The 19,448-nt window shown below is 40.2% G+C and carries 18 protein-coding genes; 8 read left to right on the top strand and 10 right to left on the bottom strand.

Translation table 11 applies throughout. The annotated features are described in order from the left end of the window. Nucleotides 1–216: 216 nt before the first annotated feature. From AAEY93_RS12665 to rnd, 3 genes are all read left to right on the top strand, one after another. On the top strand, nucleotides 217–1,110 hold the full coding sequence (locus AAEY93_RS12665) for an alpha/beta hydrolase (RefSeq protein WP_351077338.1): 894 nt from the start codon (nucleotides 217–219) through the stop codon (nucleotides 1,108–1,110). Nucleotides 1,111–1,308: 198 nt separating this feature from the next. Further along, nucleotides 1,309–2,982, top strand: coding sequence for a long-chain-fatty-acid--CoA ligase FadD (fadD, locus tag AAEY93_RS12660; RefSeq protein WP_351077335.1), 1,674 nt, complete (start codon nucleotides 1,309–1,311; stop codon nucleotides 2,980–2,982). Nucleotides 2,983–3,072: 90 nt separating this feature from the next. Next, nucleotides 3,073–4,185 (top strand): ribonuclease D, encoded by a 1,113-nt coding sequence (rnd, locus tag AAEY93_RS12655; RefSeq protein WP_351077332.1) that lies wholly within the window; start codon nucleotides 3,073–3,075, stop codon nucleotides 4,183–4,185. Between the two features lie 95 nt (nucleotides 4,186–4,280). On the opposite strand, the gene minE is transcribed toward rnd, so the two are convergent. From minE to minC, 3 genes are read right to left on the bottom strand one after another with little or no spacing between them, the layout of a single operon-like run. Beyond that, entirely contained in the window at nucleotides 4,281–4,541 is a 261-nt protein-coding gene (minE, locus tag AAEY93_RS12650; RefSeq protein WP_101031931.1) for a cell division topological specificity factor MinE, read from the bottom strand. Between the two features lie 2 nt (nucleotides 4,542–4,543). Further along, on the bottom strand, nucleotides 4,544–5,353 hold the full coding sequence (minD, locus tag AAEY93_RS12645) for a septum site-determining protein MinD (protein ID WP_101031930.1): 810 nt from the start codon (nucleotides 5,351–5,353) through the stop codon (nucleotides 4,544–4,546). A 27-nt stretch (nucleotides 5,354–5,380) separates the two neighbouring features. After that, nucleotides 5,381–6,046: a septum site-determining protein MinC gene (gene minC, locus AAEY93_RS12640; protein WP_101031929.1), complete on the bottom strand. Its 666-nt coding sequence runs from the start codon at nucleotides 6,044–6,046 to the stop codon at nucleotides 5,381–5,383. A gap of 119 nt (nucleotides 6,047–6,165) precedes the next feature. On the opposite strand from minC, the gene AAEY93_RS12635 reads away from it, so the two are divergent. The 3 genes from AAEY93_RS12635 to AAEY93_RS12625 all read left to right on the top strand — a co-directional run bounded on the left by AAEY93_RS12635 (nucleotide 6,166) and on the right by AAEY93_RS12625 (nucleotide 7,967). Continuing rightward, nucleotides 6,166–6,459 (top strand): YcgL domain-containing protein, encoded by a 294-nt coding sequence (locus AAEY93_RS12635; protein ID WP_101031928.1) that lies wholly within the window; start codon nucleotides 6,166–6,168, stop codon nucleotides 6,457–6,459. 31 nt (nucleotides 6,460–6,490) lie between these two features. After that, on the top strand, nucleotides 6,491–7,459 hold the full coding sequence (locus AAEY93_RS12630; RefSeq protein ID WP_351077326.1) for a lytic murein transglycosylase: 969 nt from the start codon (nucleotides 6,491–6,493) through the stop codon (nucleotides 7,457–7,459). Between the two features lie 61 nt (nucleotides 7,460–7,520). Beyond that, nucleotides 7,521–7,967 carry a YcgN family cysteine cluster protein gene (locus tag AAEY93_RS12625; protein WP_101031926.1) on the top strand — a complete coding sequence of 149 codons (447 nt, stop codon included), beginning with the start codon at nucleotides 7,521–7,523 and terminating at the stop codon, nucleotides 7,965–7,967. Nucleotides 7,968–8,126: 159 nt separating this feature from the next. On the opposite strand, the gene dsbB is transcribed toward AAEY93_RS12625, so the two are convergent. Together dsbB and nhaB are read right to left on the bottom strand one after the other, a co-directional pair. Further along, nucleotides 8,127–8,636, bottom strand: coding sequence for a disulfide bond formation protein DsbB (dsbB, locus tag AAEY93_RS12620; RefSeq protein WP_124011661.1), 510 nt, complete (start codon nucleotides 8,634–8,636; stop codon nucleotides 8,127–8,129). 114 nt (nucleotides 8,637–8,750) lie between these two features. Beyond that, nucleotides 8,751–10,355, bottom strand: coding sequence for a sodium/proton antiporter NhaB (gene nhaB / locus AAEY93_RS12615; protein ID WP_124011660.1), 1,605 nt, complete (start codon nucleotides 10,353–10,355; stop codon nucleotides 8,751–8,753). Between the two features lie 585 nt (nucleotides 10,356–10,940). Here nhaB and fadR point away from each other — a divergent pair. Further along, nucleotides 10,941–11,660: a fatty acid metabolism transcriptional regulator FadR gene (gene fadR / locus AAEY93_RS12610; protein ID WP_101031923.1), complete on the top strand. Its 720-nt coding sequence runs from the start codon at nucleotides 10,941–10,943 to the stop codon at nucleotides 11,658–11,660. Nucleotides 11,661–11,791: 131 nt separating this feature from the next. Here the strand turns inward: fadR and AAEY93_RS12605 are convergent, their stop codons facing one another. The 4 genes from AAEY93_RS12605 to sodB form a co-directional block, all read right to left on the bottom strand. Beyond that, the gene (locus AAEY93_RS12605; protein WP_124011659.1) at nucleotides 11,792–13,318 is read right to left on the bottom strand and encodes a SpoVR family protein; all 1,527 of its coding nucleotides are present in this window, start codon (nucleotides 13,316–13,318) and stop codon (nucleotides 11,792–11,794) included. A gap of 9 nt (nucleotides 13,319–13,327) precedes the next feature. After that, nucleotides 13,328–14,596 carry a YeaH/YhbH family protein gene (locus AAEY93_RS12600; protein WP_124011658.1) on the bottom strand — a complete coding sequence of 423 codons (1,269 nt, stop codon included), beginning with the start codon at nucleotides 14,594–14,596 and terminating at the stop codon, nucleotides 13,328–13,330. Nucleotides 14,597–14,660: 64 nt separating this feature from the next. Then, nucleotides 14,661–16,595 (bottom strand): PrkA family serine protein kinase, encoded by a 1,935-nt coding sequence (locus AAEY93_RS12595; protein WP_101031920.1) that lies wholly within the window; start codon nucleotides 16,593–16,595, stop codon nucleotides 14,661–14,663. Between the two features lie 298 nt (nucleotides 16,596–16,893). Continuing rightward, nucleotides 16,894–17,478, bottom strand: a complete 585-nt coding sequence (gene sodB / locus AAEY93_RS12590; RefSeq protein WP_101031919.1) for a superoxide dismutase [Fe] — start codon at nucleotides 17,476–17,478, stop codon at nucleotides 16,894–16,896. Between the two features lie 234 nt (nucleotides 17,479–17,712). Here sodB and grxD point away from each other — a divergent pair, with 234 nt between their 5' ends. Next, nucleotides 17,713–18,054, top strand: a complete 342-nt coding sequence (gene grxD, locus AAEY93_RS12585) for a Grx4 family monothiol glutaredoxin (RefSeq protein WP_011637214.1) — start codon at nucleotides 17,713–17,715, stop codon at nucleotides 18,052–18,054. 115 nt (nucleotides 18,055–18,169) lie between these two features. On the opposite strand, the gene AAEY93_RS12580 is transcribed toward grxD, so the two are convergent. Continuing rightward, nucleotides 18,170–19,399, bottom strand: a complete 1,230-nt coding sequence (locus AAEY93_RS12580; RefSeq protein ID WP_101031918.1) for a uracil-xanthine permease family protein — start codon at nucleotides 19,397–19,399, stop codon at nucleotides 18,170–18,172. Nucleotides 19,400–19,448: the final 49 nt, after the last annotated feature.

The raw sequence follows: 19,448 nt of genomic DNA, 5'->3' as shown, positions 1-19,448 counted from the left end.
CGAAATAGTAAACGCATCTAAAATAGCACTTTGAGTCATATTGAATGTACATGTAATAGATTCACTATTGTCATGGTAATTCGGCATGTTAGCGGTACAAAGTGCACGTTTGCTGTGAAAAACTGACCTGTAAGTGGATAGTTAAGCAGATGATTAAGCCATGACCCCTTCTCCGCTCCCAATTTAGATCAATTCGTTTTGTAAAGTGAGCCCATCATGTTGAACGTTAACGTCGCCGAGATTCAATTGCCGTTGGCTCATATAACCCTTGCTGCGAAACGCTATGGTGATGCTAGTAAGCCAATGATATTGGCTTTGCATGGCTGGCTTGACAATGCAGACAGTTTTATTCCCTTAGCACAGGCTTTTGCCGATCAAGGTTTGTTCGATACATTTCAACTAATGTGCATTGATTGGCCTGGACATGGATTATCAGATCACCGTCCAGGGCGCTATCCATTGCATTGGGTCGATTACATTTATGATCTGCAAGCCGTGATCCATGCTATCGCACAAGATACCGGGCCGATTATTTTATTGGGTCATTCGCTTGGCGGCATAGTGGCGTCAGCTTATAATGCTTGTCTTGCTGAAAATATCCATAAACTCATATTAATAGAAGCACTTGCACCATTATCAGAGTCTTCCAGCCAAGCTAAAGATCGCTTACGTAAAGGTTTACTGCAACAACAACGTTTTAATCGTCAATTAGCCAGACCCGCTCCGACATATTCCTCTATGGACGTTGCGGTTCAAGCTCGCCACCAACTGACTGGATTGGCATTGCCATGGTGTGCACTGATCACCAAGCGTAATATGGCGCTCACTGATGGACAATATCATTGGCGCAGTGACCCAAGATTAAAGTTAGATTCGCTGAACCGATTTACGTTTGATCAGGTAGATGCGCTGATGACCACCAGTGACACGCCTTCTTTACTGATTATTGGCCATGATGGCTATAAACAATTAACCGCATCAACAGAGCAAGCCAATAAATGGTTTACCCATATTGAAATAGTACATTTAACCGGAGACCATCACCTTCACATGGGAAATGCCCAACAGGTGGCCGAATCGATTGGAACATTTATTCTAAATAGCCGTTAGCACTGGTTGAAATCGCTGTTATTTTTCGATTATTTATGTGACTATAGTCGAAAATTAAAACGCTTGTATGATTTCGGTCACGATAAGCATCATAATAAAGCCTGCGATAACAATATTAATGATACGCAGACAATAAAATATTTTACCACTGACGGGGTATGCACGTCTTAGCACAGTGGGTATTATTAGGAGACACTTGTGGACCAGCCTTGGATTAATAATTTACCTGAACATGTTCCGGCCGAAATTGACCCATCTCAATTCAGTTCTTTAGTACATATGTTTGAAGATTCAGTAGCAAAATATGCCGACCAACCTGCGTTTATTAACATGGGTGCGACGATCACATTCCGCAAACTCGAAGAACGCAGTCGGGCATTTGCAGCTTACTTACAAAACGAACTGCATTTAAAAAAAGGTGATCGTGTCGCCCTGATGATGCCCAATTTGCTGCAATATCCTATTGCTCTGTTTGGTATTTTACGCGCGGGTATGGTGGTGGTTAACGTTAACCCACTTTATACCCCGCGGGAATTAAAGCATCAATTAGTCGATTCAGGTGCGAAAGCTATTGTAGTGGTGTCAAATTTTGCTCATACCTTAGAAAAGATTGTCGTTCAAACACCTATTGAATCGGTCATTATTACCAATCTTGGTGATCAACTCAGTGCACCGAAACGCACCTTAGTGAATTTTGTCGTTAAATACATTAAAAGATTAGTACCCAAATACCATTTACCTCATGCATTATCGTTTCGCGATGCCTTAACAAAAGGTCGTCGTCTGCAGTATATTAAAGCGGATATTACGGGTGCTGATTTAGCCTTTTTACAATATACCGGTGGCACAACCGGGCTATCTAAAGGCGCAATGCTAAGCCATAAAAACGTGGTGAGTAATGTTTTACAGGCCAATGGTGCTTACTCTCCAGCCCTTGATAATGGCACTGAGTTTGTGGTGACAGCCTTGCCGCTGTACCATATTTTTGCCCTTACGGTTAATTGTTTGCTGTTTTTGCACAAAGGCAGCAAAAATTTACTTATCACCAATCCTCGCGATCTTCCCGCATTTGTGGCTGAACTTAAAAAGTACCCGTTTACCGTACTAACCGGTGTTAATACCTTATTTAATGCTTTGGTGAACAATGAAGAATTCACCCAACTTGATTTTTCTGGCTTGAAACTGTCGATTGGCGGTGGTATGGCCGTACAACGCGCGGTCGCCGATAAATGGCAAAATCTGACTAAGACACGTTTATTAGAAGGTTATGGTTTAACAGAAGCATCACCTTTAGTGACTTGCTGCCCATATAACCTCAGTGGTTATAATGGATCGATTGGTTTTCCTGCACCATCGACCTTTATTCAAATCAGGGATGAAGATTCAAAGGTATTGGCTCAAGGCGAAACTGGCGAGTTATATGCTAAAGGCCCTCAAGTCATGCTGGGCTATTGGCAACGTCCGGAAGAAACCGCCACTGTAATTGATAAAGATGGTTGGTTAGCAACAGGCGATATTGGTTACATGGATGAAAAAGGTTTCTTTTTCATTGTTGATCGTAAAAAAGACATGATTTTAGTGTCAGGTTTTAACGTATTCCCGAATGAAGTGGAAGAGGTTGTTGCCCTGCACCCTAAAGTGATTGAAGTCGCTGCTGTTGGCGTTCCCAATGATGCCAGTGGCGAGTTAGTAAAGATTTTTGTGGTCGCAAAAGACAAATCATTAACCGAAGAAGAATTGATTAAGCACTGTCGTCATCATTTAACGGGATATAAAGTTCCTAAGCTGGTAGAATTTAGAGACGAATTACCGAAAACCAATGTGGGTAAAATTTTACGCCGACAACTTCGAGATGAAGTTAACAAAGCGTAAAATCAAAGCCGGCAACTGAGCCGGCTTTCTTATGCTTAGCTATTCTCAGTTGACTGCCATGGCCCACATCTCTTTTTAGCGGAGCCTATTTTGTTAACGTTTGAATATATCAATGATGATGCCAGCTTATTGTCATTAGTTGAACAATACCAACAAAGCACCTTATTGGTGCTCGATACTGAGTTTGTCCGCACTCGAACCTATTATGCTAAATTAGGTCTTATTCAAGCCTATGATGGCAAGACCTTAGCATTAATTGATCCGGTCGCGATTACCGATTTAAGCCCTTTTTGGCAATTATTAACTAACCCGAAGGTTGTTAAGTTAGTGCATTCATGCAGTGAAGATCTTGAGGTGTTTGCTCATTACGGTGAATGCCAACCTAGCCCATTATTTGATAGCCAAATTGCTGCTAGTCTTGCCGGTTTCGGCCACGGTTTAGGATATGCCAAACTAGTCGATGCATGCTTGCAAGTTGAAATAGATAAAGGCGAGTCACGTACTGATTGGATGAAGCGTCCACTTACTGAAGCACAATTACAGTATGCAGCCAATGATGTGTTTTATTTGTATCAATTATATCCACAGCTCCAAGAGAAACTTGCGGCAAGCAATCGTATTGAATGGTTGTTTGAAGAAGGTCAGCGCATGACGGAAGGGCGTTTGTCATTGCCAGAAGGCGACAGCGTTTACCTTAAAGTAAAAAATGCCTTTCAGCTATCGAGTCAGCAATTAGCCTATTTAAAAGTATTGGCTAAATGGCGCTTAAACAAAGCGGTAAGCCGTAATCTTGCGCTCGGTTTTGTGGTAAAAGATCATGCATTAATTGCATTAGCCAAAAAACAACCGACCACGTTAGCAGAATTAGCTCAATTAAATGATTTAACGGATCAAGAAAAACGTATTCATGGCAAAGACTTATTAACGGTAATGGCGACTGCAGATTTAGTTAATCTACCTGAAGAAGTTGATATTGTTGCGCTTAAATCTGGTTATAAATCAGCTTTTAAAGAGGTTAAGAACGTCTTGACTGAATTATGTGAGCGAGAAAATGTTGCATTAGAATTTGTTGGTTCTAAACGCCATATTCATGAGTTTTTGTTATGGCTTTTCAATAATAAAACGACCTCAACACCTTTGCTACTAAGTGGTTGGCGAGGAATGTTGATCGGTGATTTGCTAGCGCGAGTACGTTTCAATTAATGCAATAAGATCATCAAACTAAAAAGGATACTTGCATTGCTGCAAGTATCCTTTTTGTTATTTTGTCCTAGCGATTTAATCTCAACCAGTGATAGTTACTTAGTATCAGGTAAGGTGACGTTAAGCTCTAAAACCGATAAATTGTCGTCATTTTGGTCTAACTGCACAGACACTTGGTCTTCTGATATTTGGACATATTTTCGGATAACTTCGATGATTTCTTGTTTCATCTTTGGAAAATAATCAGGTATACCGCGTTCTCCACGCTGATGAGCCACAATAATTTGTAATCGTTCCTTTGCCAATGATGCGGTATTGGGCTTTTTACTGCTTCTAAAATAATCAAGTATCGACATAATTAGCTCCCAAATATCCTTTTAAGGAATCCCTTTTTTTCTTCTGTGATAAATCGAACCGGCACATCGTCACCTAATAAGCGCGCAACGGTATCGCCGTATGCTAAACCTGCATCACTTTCTTGATCAATAATGACTGGTACTCCTGAGTTTGATGCTTTCAGTACCGATTGAGATTCAGGGATCACACCTAGCAATTCAATGGCTAAGATTTCCTTCACATCTTCAACGCTGAGCATTTCACCTGTTCTGACTCTGGCAGGAGAGTAGCGAGTTAACAGTAAATATTCTTTAATCGGTTCCAGAGATAATTCAGCACGACGTGAGCGACTCTGTAGCATACCTAAAATACGGTCAGAGTCACGTACTGAGCTAACCTCTGGATTGGTGGTCACAATCGCAATGTCAGCAAAGTAAAGTGCCATCATTGCACCTTGTTCAATCCCCGCAGGGGAATCACACACAATATAATCGAAATCTTTTGTTAAATTGTCAAGTACTCGACCCACGCCTTCTTTCGTTAGCGCATCTTTATCGCGTGTTTGAGACGCGGGTAAAATAAACAGTTTATCACAGCGTTTATCTTTAATTAATGCTTGGTTTAAATTGGCTTCACCATTGATAACGTTGACAAAATCATATACAACTCTGCGTTCACAACCCATTATCAAATCAAGGTTGCGTAAACCGATATCAAAATCGATAACAACGGTTTTTTTTCCTTTTAAGGCCAATCCGGTGGCAATTGCTGCACTGGATGTTGTTTTACCCACACCGCCTTTACCTGATGTGACAACAATAATTTGTGCCATTTATTTTTATGTCCTTGTATTTGCCGATTATTGGGGCAATGATTCAACAGTGAGGGATGCGCCATCAAGGCGAACACAGCCTCTTTGGCTTAGATCGTATTGTTGCAAATGTTCAGTCAACCAATACTGTCCAGCAATCGATACTAATTCTGCTTCTAACGAGTTAGCGATAATCACACTTTGATTATCTCCCGCTGCGCCAGCCATGGCCTTGCCACGAAGAGCGCCATATATATGAATGCTACCATCTGCAATGACTTCTGCGCCATTACCAACCGCACCAAAAATGATTAAATCAGCATTTTGTGCGTATATTTGTTGTCCAGAACGCACATTTTGCTTAATAATTTTGGTTGCCCGTTTAGGCAACTCTGCTTTACGGGCTTGTTTGCCCGACTTTACCACGGCAATAGCCATGCACTTTGCTTGTTCAATTTGCGCTGGGCTTGCGTCGGTAATGCCAACAATAATAAGATTTCGGTCAATTAATAATTGTTTTAGCGCATTGAAATCTATGTGGGAATGCTGAATGGCAGATAAATTTAATACCAAGGGTGCGCCCAAAAAGAACTGAGGAGCTTGAGCCAATTTTGAGTCTAATTCAGATGCTATGATATCGAGATCGTTATGATTAATATGCAGCACTGACAATGTAAAAGACGTGGCCTTTAATTCGAGATTTTCTTTAGCCATCTCGGCGTGATTCTCCAATACTTCAGTGATAAACTGATTTACAATTATTTTCTTGTCTCACCATGTTATAGTGTGCTCAGTTGACTATCAAGTTTGAACCTTTGGAAATTTACACTAAAATGATATGTGCAGTATATAAAAGTGGTCGAAGAGCAGATACTTACCTTTTTGTTAAAAAACGTGATGTTTTTGATGAGGTTCCTGAGTCGTTAATGGAAATGTTCGGCACGCCTACATTAGTAATGATTGTCCCATTATCTAAACGAACTCACTTAGGTATCGCTGATATTAACAAAGTGAAGTCTGCATTGGCTGAGCAAGGCTTTTACTTACAAATACCGCCACCGCAAGTTAATTTACTCGAACAACACAAACAAGAATTAGCTCTTAAGACAGTAGCCCTTAAGAAATAAGCTCATTCTCAAAGGAGTAATCAAGACTAATATGATTCAAAAAATCATTTTAAGCGTATTTTTTTACTTCTTTTGTTCTAATATCTTGATGGCTGAATACAGCCATCGTGAATTTACTGACTACCTGTTACAGCTTCAACAGAAGTCGATAGCCGCTGGCGTTAATCAACTTACAGCAGAACGCTATATTGCTAATATTAAAATATTCAAAAAAGCCAATTTCAGCACCGACTTACAACCATCGACATCCTTAGAGTACTTTATCCCCCAAGCTGTTCCAGAAATTACTGTCAGTACTGCTAGAGCGATGTTTCAGCAGCATGAATCCCAAATAAATGACTTGAGTCGAATTTATCAAGTTCAGCCTCGTTTCCTTATGGCGTTATGGGGCATGAACTCTCGTTTTGGAGAGCGTCCGGGTCGTTTCCCTGGGCTATCTGTATTAGCCTCACTCGCATATAAAGGTGATAAAGAAGCATTCTACATTAACGAATTTATTGCTGCGCTTAAGTTAATCGAGCAGACAAATATAACCGAAGATTTATTGCGCAGTTCCTCATCTGGGGCGATGGGACAGATGCAAATAATGCCGAGCCAATTACTAAAGTACGGTGTCGATGCCGATAATGACGGTATAATCAATGTCTGGAACAGCACGGATGATGCCTTTGCATCAACGGCAAATATGCTGCACCAACAAGGGTGGCAATATGATTCTACATGGGGGCGACAGGTAAAAGCCACCATGATGTTAGATCCTAATTTGCATGGTTTAAGCACACATCACACATTCCCACAGTGGCAAGCCTACGGTGTCAGACGTTTCAATGGTAATGACTTACCGCAACGAAACGACATGGATGTGTCATTAATTGTGCCTGATGGACCGAAAGGGCGCTTATATTTGGTGTACGATAACTTCCGTTTATTGCATCAATTCAATGACACTTTGTACGACACCTTAGCGATAACTTACCTCTCCGAGAGAATTAAACAGTAAACTGAGGTGTTTTCGGTGTAAAATGCGGTCAAATTTCGATAAAAGTTACTATAGATAGAAAATGATGACTCAGTTTTGGACAACCACACCTTTAGAAAACATGACACCCGAACAATGGGAGTCACTTTGTGACGGCTGCGGTAAATGCTGTTTAAATAAAATCATCGATGATGATACCGATGAACTTTATTACACTAAGGCAGCATGCCATCTATTAGACAACGACACCTGTGGTTGCCGTAGTTACCTTGATCGCTTTACTTATGTTCCTGAATGTACAGCTATTACTCCAGAAAATATCGCTGAGTTGACTTGGTTACCTGACAGTTGTGCATACCGTCGCTTGCATCTTGGTAAAGGTTTACCGAGTTGGCATCCGTTGCTGACAGGAAGTAAAGAGGCCATGCACAGCGCGGGTATTTCGGTACAAGGCAAAACCGTCAATGAAATGAAAGTGAAATATTTAGAAGACTGTATTGTATTGTGGCCATTATTGGACATTGAATAATAAGTGCAATAAAACACCTGTTCGGGATATAAATAGCTGAAATAGTCCGGTTATAACCTAATCCGCCCTATCTTAAGCCCAGCAAAGGCTATAAAAGCCAAAAGACCTCAATGAGGTCTTTTGATGCTTAATTTACTCTTCACGCTTACTTTTGCTGGTTTATCTTGCTGGTTTAAGCGCCGGCAACAACATTAATAACCAGATTACACAATAAACAGCAAAACCAACCATCATCCACTGGGCCATGCTAACAGAAAGCCATGACCATGGTGAGTCACTGCACATGCCTGTCGGCGAGAATACTGAAGGCAACCATGTGTCCAATGGCATAAAGCTGGGGAACTCAGGGTAAAAAGAGCAAGTAGCAAAAGGTGACGGATTAACCTGCATATCATTTAATTCATACGCTAATTGTAAGCCCCACACAGCAGAGATTGCCCAACCGACCATACCTACTAGGCGTAAAAACCACACTTCAGGTTGTAGCATGCCTATAAGCCCAGCCAGAAAAATACCGAGTACCGCAACTCGGATGTAAATGCACATCACACAAGGCGCTAGATCCATGCCATATTGAAAAAATAGGGCCGCTAACTCTAGCCCAATAGCGGATAATAACAATAAACCCCAAGAAATACGGCTACGACAAAACTGCTGTAATTGCGACAATTTCAGTTCCTAATAAACGTTGTGATAGAAAAAAACACCCTCAAATGAGGGTGTTCTAATAGACTGTAGAGACTTTAAGATAATTTAACTGCTAAGTCCAATAACGAGATTTAATTAATGACCCATTGCAGCACCAGTGATGTCTTTGGCTGAGTGGTGGATTAATAATTGAGTTTCATAGAGCATATTAGTCATATCGACTAAGAAACCGGTTTCAATAGCCAATACACCGACAATAGATAATACAATGGTATAAGGTAAAGCCATCCATACCATACGGCCATAAGACAAGCGAATTAACGGTGCTATAGCCGACGTTAACAAGAACAAGAATGCAGCTTGTCCATTCGGCGTTGCTACTGAAGGCAGGTTAGTACCGGTATTAATCGCCACCGCAAGCAAGTCAAATTGGTCTCGAGTGATTTGGCCACTCATCAATGCAGCTTTTACTTCATTAATGTAAACAGTACCCACAAACACGTTATCACTGACCATAGACAATAAGCCGTTAGCAATGTAGAAAATCACTAACTGCATATTTCCTTCATAACCTAATGCCCACTGGATAACTGGTGCAAACAGATCCTGGTCAATGATCACACCAACAATGGCAAAAAATACCGCTAATAATGCAGTGAAAGGCAGTGCTTCTTCAAAAGCTTTTCCGAGCGCATGTTCATCAGTAACGCCATTAAATGCAGTGGTTAAAATAATAACAGATAAACCAATGAGGCCAACAGAAGCTAAGTGAAGTGCCAAGCCTGCAATTAACCAAACACCAATTAAGGCTTGGACAACCAGTTTCATTTTATCTTGATCTGTTCGGTGCGAGTCTTCATGGGCTGCATAATCAGATAAAATACGGTGTACAGCGTCGGGTAATTGAGCGCCATAACCAAAAACTTTGAATTTTTCGACAAGAAAACAAGTCAATATACCCGCAACCAATACAGGCATGGTCACTGGGGACATTCGTAGAAAGAATTCGCCAAATTGCCAATGGGCCTGCGCAGCAATGATCAAGTTTTGTGGTTCACCAACCATGGTACATACACCACCTAACGCGGTACCAATACCTGAGTGCATTAATAAGTTACGTAAAAAGGCTCGGAACGCTTCCAATTCATCGTGGTCAAGCTGTCCAGTTGTTTCAGAAGTATGGTCATGACTAGCATCGTCACTGTTACCATCACTAAAACTCTTGCCTGACGCGACTTTGTGATAGATAGAGTAAAAACCTACTGCAACAGCAATAATAACCGCGATGACCGTTAAGGCATCTAAAAACGCAGACAAAAAAGCTGATGCAATACAAAACATCAAGGACACGATAATTTTAGAACGCACTTTTGTGATCATTTTGGTAAATACGAACAGTAGTAACTGTTTCATAAAGTAAATACCGGCGACCATAAAGATCAAGAGTAATAAAACTTCTAAGTTGGCTTCAATTTCATGAAGAACCTGTGAGGCAGATGTCATACCGATAATTACGGCTTGTATGGCTAACAAACCACCGGGTTGCAATGGATAACATTTAAGCGCCATGGCAAGGGTGAAAATAAATTCAACCACTAAAACCCAGCCGGCGAAAAATGGACTGACATAAAAAAACAGCAGGGGATTAATTACTAAAAACGCCAAAATTGCGTATTTGTACCATTTAGGTGATTTGCCTAAAAAATTGACAAACAACGCCTTACCTCTGGTTACAGGCATAGTAGCCTCTCCGATATTGTTATTGTGACGGTATGGATACCATATTTGATAGCTTACAACACATCATTATGTTTAACAGATTCGGAAGAATAGAGGCAACTCACATTCGAAAACTTGATAAAAATCAATTTTTGGTTAATTGAGTTAAAATGCCATTCGATAAATAGAGGATTATGACCCATTATTTTCTGTTTAATAACGATATCTTGATATAGCAAACAATGAGTTAGTACAAGAATGTATGTGGCTAACGCTGCATGGCTGTTATTTTATCGATAGTGTAGCCTAAAAAAAATCGAATTGTAACGTTGTTATTTGGTAAAAAAAACAACATAAAGATAATAAAATATCTACATCAGTATATACTAAATCTGTTTGGTTTTATGACTTAAATTGCTGATATGTTCATGATTACAGTGGTTTAATGTGATGTGCATTCAATTAATGACATTTGAATAGACTAGAGTTGTTCGAAAATCAATCGTTAAGAGAGTGGTGATTAAACAATGGTTTTTATTTTCCACCGCTCTGGTATGATCAGTAATAATAGTTTCGTCATTGTTTAGCAATAGGATATGAAGGCTGATGATCATCAATGCCAAAGGGCCAGCAAGTTTTGCCGAGAAATATATTGTTCGTTCCATTTGGGAAAACAAATTTCCACCTGGTTCCATTTTACCTGCTGAACGTGAGCTTTCTGAACTTATCGGTGTTACTCGCACGACGTTAAGAGAAGTGCTACAACGTCTTGCTCGAGATGGTTGGTTGAAAATCCAACATGGTAAACCTACCCAAGTGAATAACTTTTGGGAAACGTCTGGGTTGAATATTTTAGGGACGATTGCTGATTTAAATCCTGATGGTTTTCCATTATTAGTCGATCAACTAATGGCTGCTCGTGGTAACGTCAGTAACATATATTTTCGGGCATCAATCCGTCACAATCCCGAAAAAGTGGTTGAAGTCTTGGCCGGTATTCACAGCTTAGAAAATGAGGCTGAAGCGTATGCTGAATTTGATTATCAGTTGCATCATACATTAGCCTTTGCATCAGGCAACCCATTGTATGTTTTGATTTTAAATGGATTCAAAGGCCTTTACAATCGTGTTGGACGCTATTACTTTTCAAGCCAAGAAGCGCGTGAATTAACCATGCGTTTTTATCTTAAACTTGAAACGCTAGCTAAAGACAAAAATTATACTGATGTGCCTTCGCTAATGCGTATTAATGGTATTGAAAGTGGCAAAATGTGGCAAAAGCTGCGCGATGATTTGCCCGCTGAAATGGGTCATGATAATAGCTAATTAACGTTAGTTGTGAATCATGATCCTTGCTTAATCCGCTTGGGATATCGAATCATAGATATAAAAAAACCAATCACATTGATTGGTTTTTTTATCTGTTAATTATGGCTCAATATCTGTGCTTAGTTAGGTCAGGTGGATATGCTGTACTCTTTTGTTTCAGGGCAAGTAGAGAGTGTGCTAACGTCGCCTGAGTCATCAATTTGTTCTAATGTGACGTTAAACCCCCATAACCGATGCAAATGTTTTAATACCTCTTGATGGTTGTCTGCGAGCGGAATGTTGTCAAATGGAATGTACCGTAAGATAATAGATCGATCACCGTCAACTTGCACTTTCTGCACCTGAATATTGGGCTCTATATTCGACAGGTTATATTGTTGCGATAAAATGTTGCGAATGTCTTGATAACCTTGATCATCATGAATGGCTGATATTGAAAGTTGACTGCGTTTTTGGTCATCTAAAACGCCAAATAATTTAAAGTCACGGATCACTTTGGGTGATAAATATTGGCTAATAAAACTCTCATCTTTAAAGTGCTCCATGGCAAAATGAACCGTAGTGAGCCAATCGCTACCTGCTATATCTGGGAACCACTTTTTATCCTCATCCGTTGGCGTTTCACAAATTCGTTTGATGTCGATAAACATTGCAAACCCTAATGCATAAGGATTAATTCCGTTGTAAGAAGGACTATTGTAGGCCGGTTGTGCGACTACCGCGGTGTGATTTTGTAAAAATTCGAGCATAAAACGGTCGGTGACTTTACCTGTATCATATAAGTGATTCAGGATAGTGTAATGCCAAAAAGTCGCCCAACCTTCATTCATGACTTGGGTCTGCTTTTGTGGATAAAAATACTGTGCCATTTTACGTACAATGCGCACTAATTCACGTTGCCAAGAGGCTAATAATGGCGCGTTTTTTTCAATAAAATATAAAATATTCTCTTGGGGTTCGCTGGGGAAAATGGCTGTCGTTTTAAGGTTGTCTTTTTGTGGTGATGTCGGCAGCGTTCGCCATAAGTCATTTACTTGGCTCTGTAAATAATTCTCTCGCTCTTGTTGTCTTGCTTGTTCTTCTTTAAATGACACTTCAGCAGGACGCTTATAGCGGTCAACACCGTAATTCATTAATGCATGGCAAGAATCTAAGATCAGTTCGACTTGTTCAACACCATAACGTAATTCACATTCACGGATATAATTTTTAGCAAATACTAAGTAATCGATAATAGAGCTTGCATCAGTCCAAGTGTTAAACAAATAGTTATTTTTAAAAAAACTATTATGTCCATAACAAGCATGAGCCATAACTAACGCTTGCATGGTGATGGTATTTTCTTCCATTAAATAGGCAATGCAGGGGTCTGAATTGATAACAATTTCATACGCCAAGCCCATTTGACCACGTTTGTAGCCTTGTTCTGTTTGGATAAAACGTTTTCCAAATGACCAATGAGTATAACCAATCGGCATCCCAATACCTGCATATGCATCCATCATTTGTTCTGCAGTAATGATTTCAATTTGATTCGGGTAAGTATCAAGCTTAAAAAAAGCCGCTGCTTTTTCTATTTCTTGTTGATATTGTTTTAGTAAATCAAATGTCCACTCGGGTCCATCATCTAACGGGTTACGTTTTTTTTGAACCATGATAGCCCCCTATATAGCTTGTTTTTTAAAAAGTTCGCGAAATACAGGGTAGATATCTTCAACTTGGTGAATATGCTGTACCGCAATGTTATCAAACTGCTGTTGTAGTTGTTCATACTGGTCCCACAGCGTCTGATGAGCTCGATGGCTTATCTCTATATAACTGAAGTAACGCACTTTTGGTAAAATATGTTTCGCCAGTATTTCATGGCAAGTTGGGGAGTCATCAGACCAATTATCGCCGTCAGATGCTTGAGCAGCATAAATATTCCATTCAGTTTCGGGGTAACGTGCTTGTTGTATTTCGTGCATCAGTTTTAACGCACTTGATACGATAGTTCCACCGGTTTCTTGTGAGTAAAAAAACTCGTGTTCATCAACTTCTTTGGCTTGTGTATGGTGGCGAATATAGACCACCTCGAGGTTTTGATAACTGCGAGTAAGAAATAGGTACAGCAGAATATAAAAACGCTTAGCCATATCCTTGGTTGTTTGATCCATAGAGCCAGATACGTCCATTAAACAGAACATTACCGCTTGGCTGGAGGGGATTTCACGTTTGGCATAGTTGTTATAACGTAAATCAAAGGTATCAAGAAAGGGCACTTTAGCGATTTGCTGCTTGAGTACTGATATTTGTTCTTTAATGGCTAAAATTATCTCAGCTTTGGCCCCTGGCGTATCTTCAAGTAACGCTAATTCGGCTTCTAATTGTTTGAGCGCTTTCTTTTTTCCACCACTCATGGCAATGCGCCTTGCAAGTGATGAACGTATCGATCTGACAATATTAATATTGGCTGGTACACCATCATTGGTGAAGCCTGCACGGTAAGTTTGGTACTCTATCAGTTTATTGAGGCGGTTTTTTTGCAAGTTGGGCAATTCTAAATCTTCAAATAACAGTTCCAAATATTCATCTTTTGATATTTGAAACACAAAATCGTCATCTCCCTCACCAGAGTTTGAAGCTTCGCCCTGTCCAGATCCATTTCCTTGTCCGCCCTTAGGGCGTTGAATTTGATCACCGCGATTAAATTGATCATTACCCGGGTGAACACGATCACGCTTCCCGCCTTGACCTTGTCTAAACAGCGGTTCACTGAGATCTCGAGTCGGAATACTGATCTCTTCTCCTTTATCAATATCAGTGACACTGCGACGTGTTACCGCATCACCGACGGCTTTTTTGATTTGTTTTTTGTAACGTTCAATAAAACGCTGCCGATTAACGGTGCTCTTGCCTTTTGCGTTGAGTCGTCTATCAATAAAATTAGCCATACGCCTCTCCCAAGTCATATTTCTGCCAGAGTCATTGACTATCTACTCTGCCAATATTGGGTTTTTACGATGATTTCCGCACTCGTAAATACCATTCTGACAATAATCTGACTTGTTTTTTGGTGTAGCCTTTTTCCATCATGCGATTAACAAAATCGTCATGCTTACGCTGATCATCATTGGATGTTTTGCCGTTAAATGAAATAACCGGTAACAGATCTTCTGTATTAGAAAACATTTTCTTTTCTATGACAATGCGCAGCTTTTCATAGCTGGTCCACAACGGATTATTGCCTTCATTATTGGCTCTCGCACGTAAGACAAAATTGACAATCTCATTACGGAAATCTTTTGGATTACTTATCCCCGCTGGCTTTTCTATTTTCTCTAGTTCAGCATTGAGTGCTCCACGATCAAATAATTGTCCGGTTTCAGGATCTCGATATTCTTGATCTTGGATCCAAAAATCTGCATAGGTGACATAGCGATCAAAAATGTTTTGTCCGTATTCTGAATAAGACTCAAGATAGGCGGTTTGAATTTCTTTACCAATAAATTCAACATATTTAGGGATTAAATAACCTTTCAGAAACTCTAGATATTTTTCGCTAATGTCATTGGGAAATTGCATTTGTTCAATTTGCTTTTCGAGTACATAAAATAAATGAACCGGATTGGCCGCTATTTCTGCACTGTCAAAATTGAATACTCTTGATAAAATCTTAAAGGCGAAACGAGTCGATAAACCTTGCATGCCTTCATCTACGCCGGCGTAATCTCGGTATTCTTGGTAGGATTTGGCTTTAGGATCGGTGTCTTTTAAGCTTTCACCGTTATAGACGCGCATTTTTGAATAAATCGATGAGTTTTCAGGTGCGATCAAACGTGATAACACGCTAAATTGAGCCAGGGTTTCAAGTGTGCCTGGTGCGCAAGATGCAGTTGATAATTCGGAGTTGGCTAACAATTTTTGATAAATTTCCATCTCTTCAGAAACCCGTAAGCAGTAGGGCACCTTAACGATATAGACGCGATCTAAAAACGCCTCATTGTTTTTATTGTTTCTAAACGTCGACCATTCGGATTCATTGGAATGGGCCAAAATAATGCCGTTGTACGGTAACGCAGACAAGCCTTCAGTGCTGTTATAATTGCCTTCCTGTGTAGCGGTCAATAATGGATGGAGCACCTTAATCGGCGCTTTAAACATTTCGACAAACTCCATTAATCCTTGGTTGGCTCGACATAATGCTCCAGAGTAGGCGTAGGCATCGGCATCATCTTGTGAGAAATGTTCTAACTGACGAATATCAACTTTACCCACTAGTGCTGATATATCTTGATTGTTTTCATCCCCGGGTTCTGTTTTGGCGATACCAATTTGGTCTAATATCGACGGATAAACTTTAACCACTCGAAATTTAGCAATATCACCACCATATTGATGTAAACGTTTTACCGCCCAAGGAGACATAATTGTTTTAATATAACGGCTGGGAATGTTGTATTCGTTTTTAAGTAATTCGCTATCTTCTTCTGGGTCAAACAAGCAAAAAGGATGGTCGTTGACAGGGCTGCGAATGCCATCGGCACTTAATATATAAATGGGCACTTGCTGCATCAATGCTTTGAGTTTTTCGGCTAGCGATGATTTACCGCCACCGACAGGGCCTAATAGATACAATATTTGTTTTGATTCTTCTAAGCCTTGAGCAGAATGTTTTAAATAGGCCACAATTTGTTCAATCGCGTCCTCCATGCCATAGAAATCTTTAAACGATGGATAGCTTGCAATAACACGATTAGAAAATATTCGACTTAAGATCGGATTTTTTGCTGTGTCGATGATCTGCGGTTCACCAATGGCCATTAATAAACGTTCAGCAGCAGATGCAAAGGCACTTTTATCTTGTTTACAGATAGCGAGAAATTGCTCTAAGGTATATTCTTCGTCGCGTTTTTTTTGATAACGTTGTTGATAATGCTCAAAAATGCCCATAGTAACCCCTTAAAAACGTGCAGTTGTATTGCTTAAAAAGCCAGAGTGATTAACGCGATGGTCTATAATGTGGTGATGAGTCGGTGGCGCAATATTAGGCTTTACGACTAAAGTGTAGGACAGGAAAAATAACTTGGCGAAGTTTTAATGAAAAATAAATTAAATAAAAACAAAGACAAACAGTAGCATTTGCAATAGTTGCAAAAATAAAGCTGTCAGAGTCGTGGTACTTTTGGTGGATTTTAATGCATAAAAAAGGAGCCTTAACGGCTCCTTTGATTTTTGCTATTAATTAACATTAAGCAGCAAAGTTGTTGTTAACAAATTCCCAGTTAACAAGTTGCCAGAAGTGAGCTAAATACTCTGGACGTGCGTTACGGTAATCAACGTAGTAAGCATGTTCCCATACGTCTACCGTTAATAGAATGGTAACTGATTCGTCAGTTAATGGAGTAGCAGCATTGCTAGTGTTAACAATCGCTAATGAACCGTCAGCTTTTTTCACTAACCATGTCCAAGCGCTACCGAAGTTGTTTACTGCAGAATCGGTAAATTTAGCTTTGAATTCTTCAAAAGAACCAAAAGAAGCATTGATAGCAGCAGCGATATCGCCAGTTGCTTCGCCGCCAGCGTTAGGTGCTAAGCAGTTCCAGTAAAAAGTGTGGTTCCAAACTTGAGCTGAGTTGTTGAACATACCACCAGTTGAAGTTTTAACAACTTCTTCTAGTGTTTTGCCAGCAAATTCAGTTCCTTCAACTAAACCGTTTAGTTTTACCACATAGGTGTTGTGATGCTTACCATAATGGAACTCAATGGTTTCTTGAGAAATGTGTGGTTCAAGTGCGTTCTTTGCATAAGGTAATGCTGGTAGTTCGAAAGCCATTAGTATTTCTCCATGGATTCAGGTTATCGTTTTGTTTACCCATCAGGTAACATTCATTTAGGACCATTGTACTGATTATTTTTGTGATGTGAATCATTGTTTAGGGAATTATGTGGATTGCAGTAATCGATTTTATCGATTTTAAAAAAACCCTACAAACTGTGGCATTTTGTTCTTTGTCTAGGTGTCGTACAATAGTCACTATATGTTCAGTCGTTGTAATTAGGAAATCAAATGGAAACTGTAGAAAAGATTAAACAGCAAATTAGCGAAAACCCAATTATTGTGTACATGAAAGGTTCGCCTAAACTACCAAGCTGTGGATTTTCATCTCAAGTTGCTCAAGTGATGATCAACTGTGGTGAACAATTTGCCTTCGTAGATATTTTACAGCACCCAGATATTCGTGCTGAATTACCAAAATTTGCTAATTGGCCAACATTCCCACAATTATGGGTTGAAGGCGAATTGATTGGTGGTTGTGACATCATCACTGAAATGTTCCAAAAAGGTGAACTTCAGCCAATCATCAAAGCGACAGCTGATAAGTTCCGTACAGAAGATGCTGCAGAATAATTGCTATTGATTGAGTGCGTTAAGCGTTCAATAAAAAGCCCCAATGCTAATCGCTATTGGGGCTTTTTTATTTTACATTTTATATGTGTTTACTTAACGATGCTGTAAAAGGATATTACTCGTCTGTTTGTGGCTTTCTCACGGCAGGTAAAATCAGGTTCATGAAAATAGCCACGATACCGCACAAGCTGATACCTGTTAAACTGAACGAGCCAATACCAAAAGCCATTCCGCCAATACCAAACACTAATGTTACCCCGACAATACTCAGATTGCGTGGTTCTGATAAATCGACTTGATTACGAATTAATGTATTTAATCCCACCGCTGCAATAGAGCCAAACAGTAAGCACATAATGCCACCCATGACCGGAACGGGAATGGTTTGCATCATAGCGCCCAGTTTGCCGATAAAGGCTAAGGTAATCGCGGTGATAGCAGTCCAAGTCATAATGCGCGGGTCAAAGCTTTTAGTCAGTGTAACTGCGCCGGTGACCTCGCTGTATGTTGTATTAGGAGGACCGCCCAGTGCCGATGCAGCAATCGTAGCAATGCCATCGCCGATTAGGGTGCGATGTAAACCAGGCTTTTTGAAAAAGTCTTTTCTAGTGACATTTGATATCGCTAAAATATCGCCAATATGTTCTACCGCGGGGGCAATAGCGACTGGGATCATAAATAATATCGCGTGCCAGTTAAACTCAGGGGCCACAAAGTTTGGCATCGCGAACCAAGGCGCTTCACTGACAGGCGTAAAGTCGACAATACCATTAGCTAAGCTGACAGAATAACCCACTAAAATACCGGCGAGAATAGGCATTAAACGGACTAACCCTTTGGCAAATACCGCGACTATGATAGTCGTCATTAATGCAGAAAGAGAAATGATTAATGCGATATTTGGCTCGACGATGATGAGACTGCCATCACCGCTTTTGCCTAACGCCATATTGACCGCAACCGGTGCCAAGCCTAAACCAATGATCATGATGACTGGGCCAACGACAACAGGAGGCAATAGAGTATGAATAAATTTTGTGCCACGTAACTTTACTGTTAATCCAAGTAGCATATACATACCACCTGCAGCCATTAATCCGCCCATGGTGGCAGGAATACCCCATGTTTGTACGCCATATAAAATCGGCGCGATAAAGGCAAAGGAAGAAGCGAGAAAGACGGGGACTTGACGTTTGGTGACTAATTGAAACAGTAGGGTACCGAAACCGGCAGTAAACAAGGCAACACTTGTGTCTAGGCCCGTTAATAACGGCATTAGCACTAGTGCACCAAAAGCGACAAATAACATTTGTGCGCCTTGTAGCGGAATTAACACGCGTTTCATATTTTTCTCCATCTTTGATTAGAAAGTTAGCGTGTGATTAAACGGCGCG

Source organism: Shewanella sp. CAL98-MNA-CIBAN-0140, assembly GCF_040309905.1.
In the GTDB taxonomy this organism is placed as follows: Bacteria; Pseudomonadota; Gammaproteobacteria; order Enterobacterales; family Shewanellaceae; genus Shewanella; species Shewanella psychromarinicola.
This window is presented reverse-complemented; position numbering and strand designations above follow the sequence as displayed.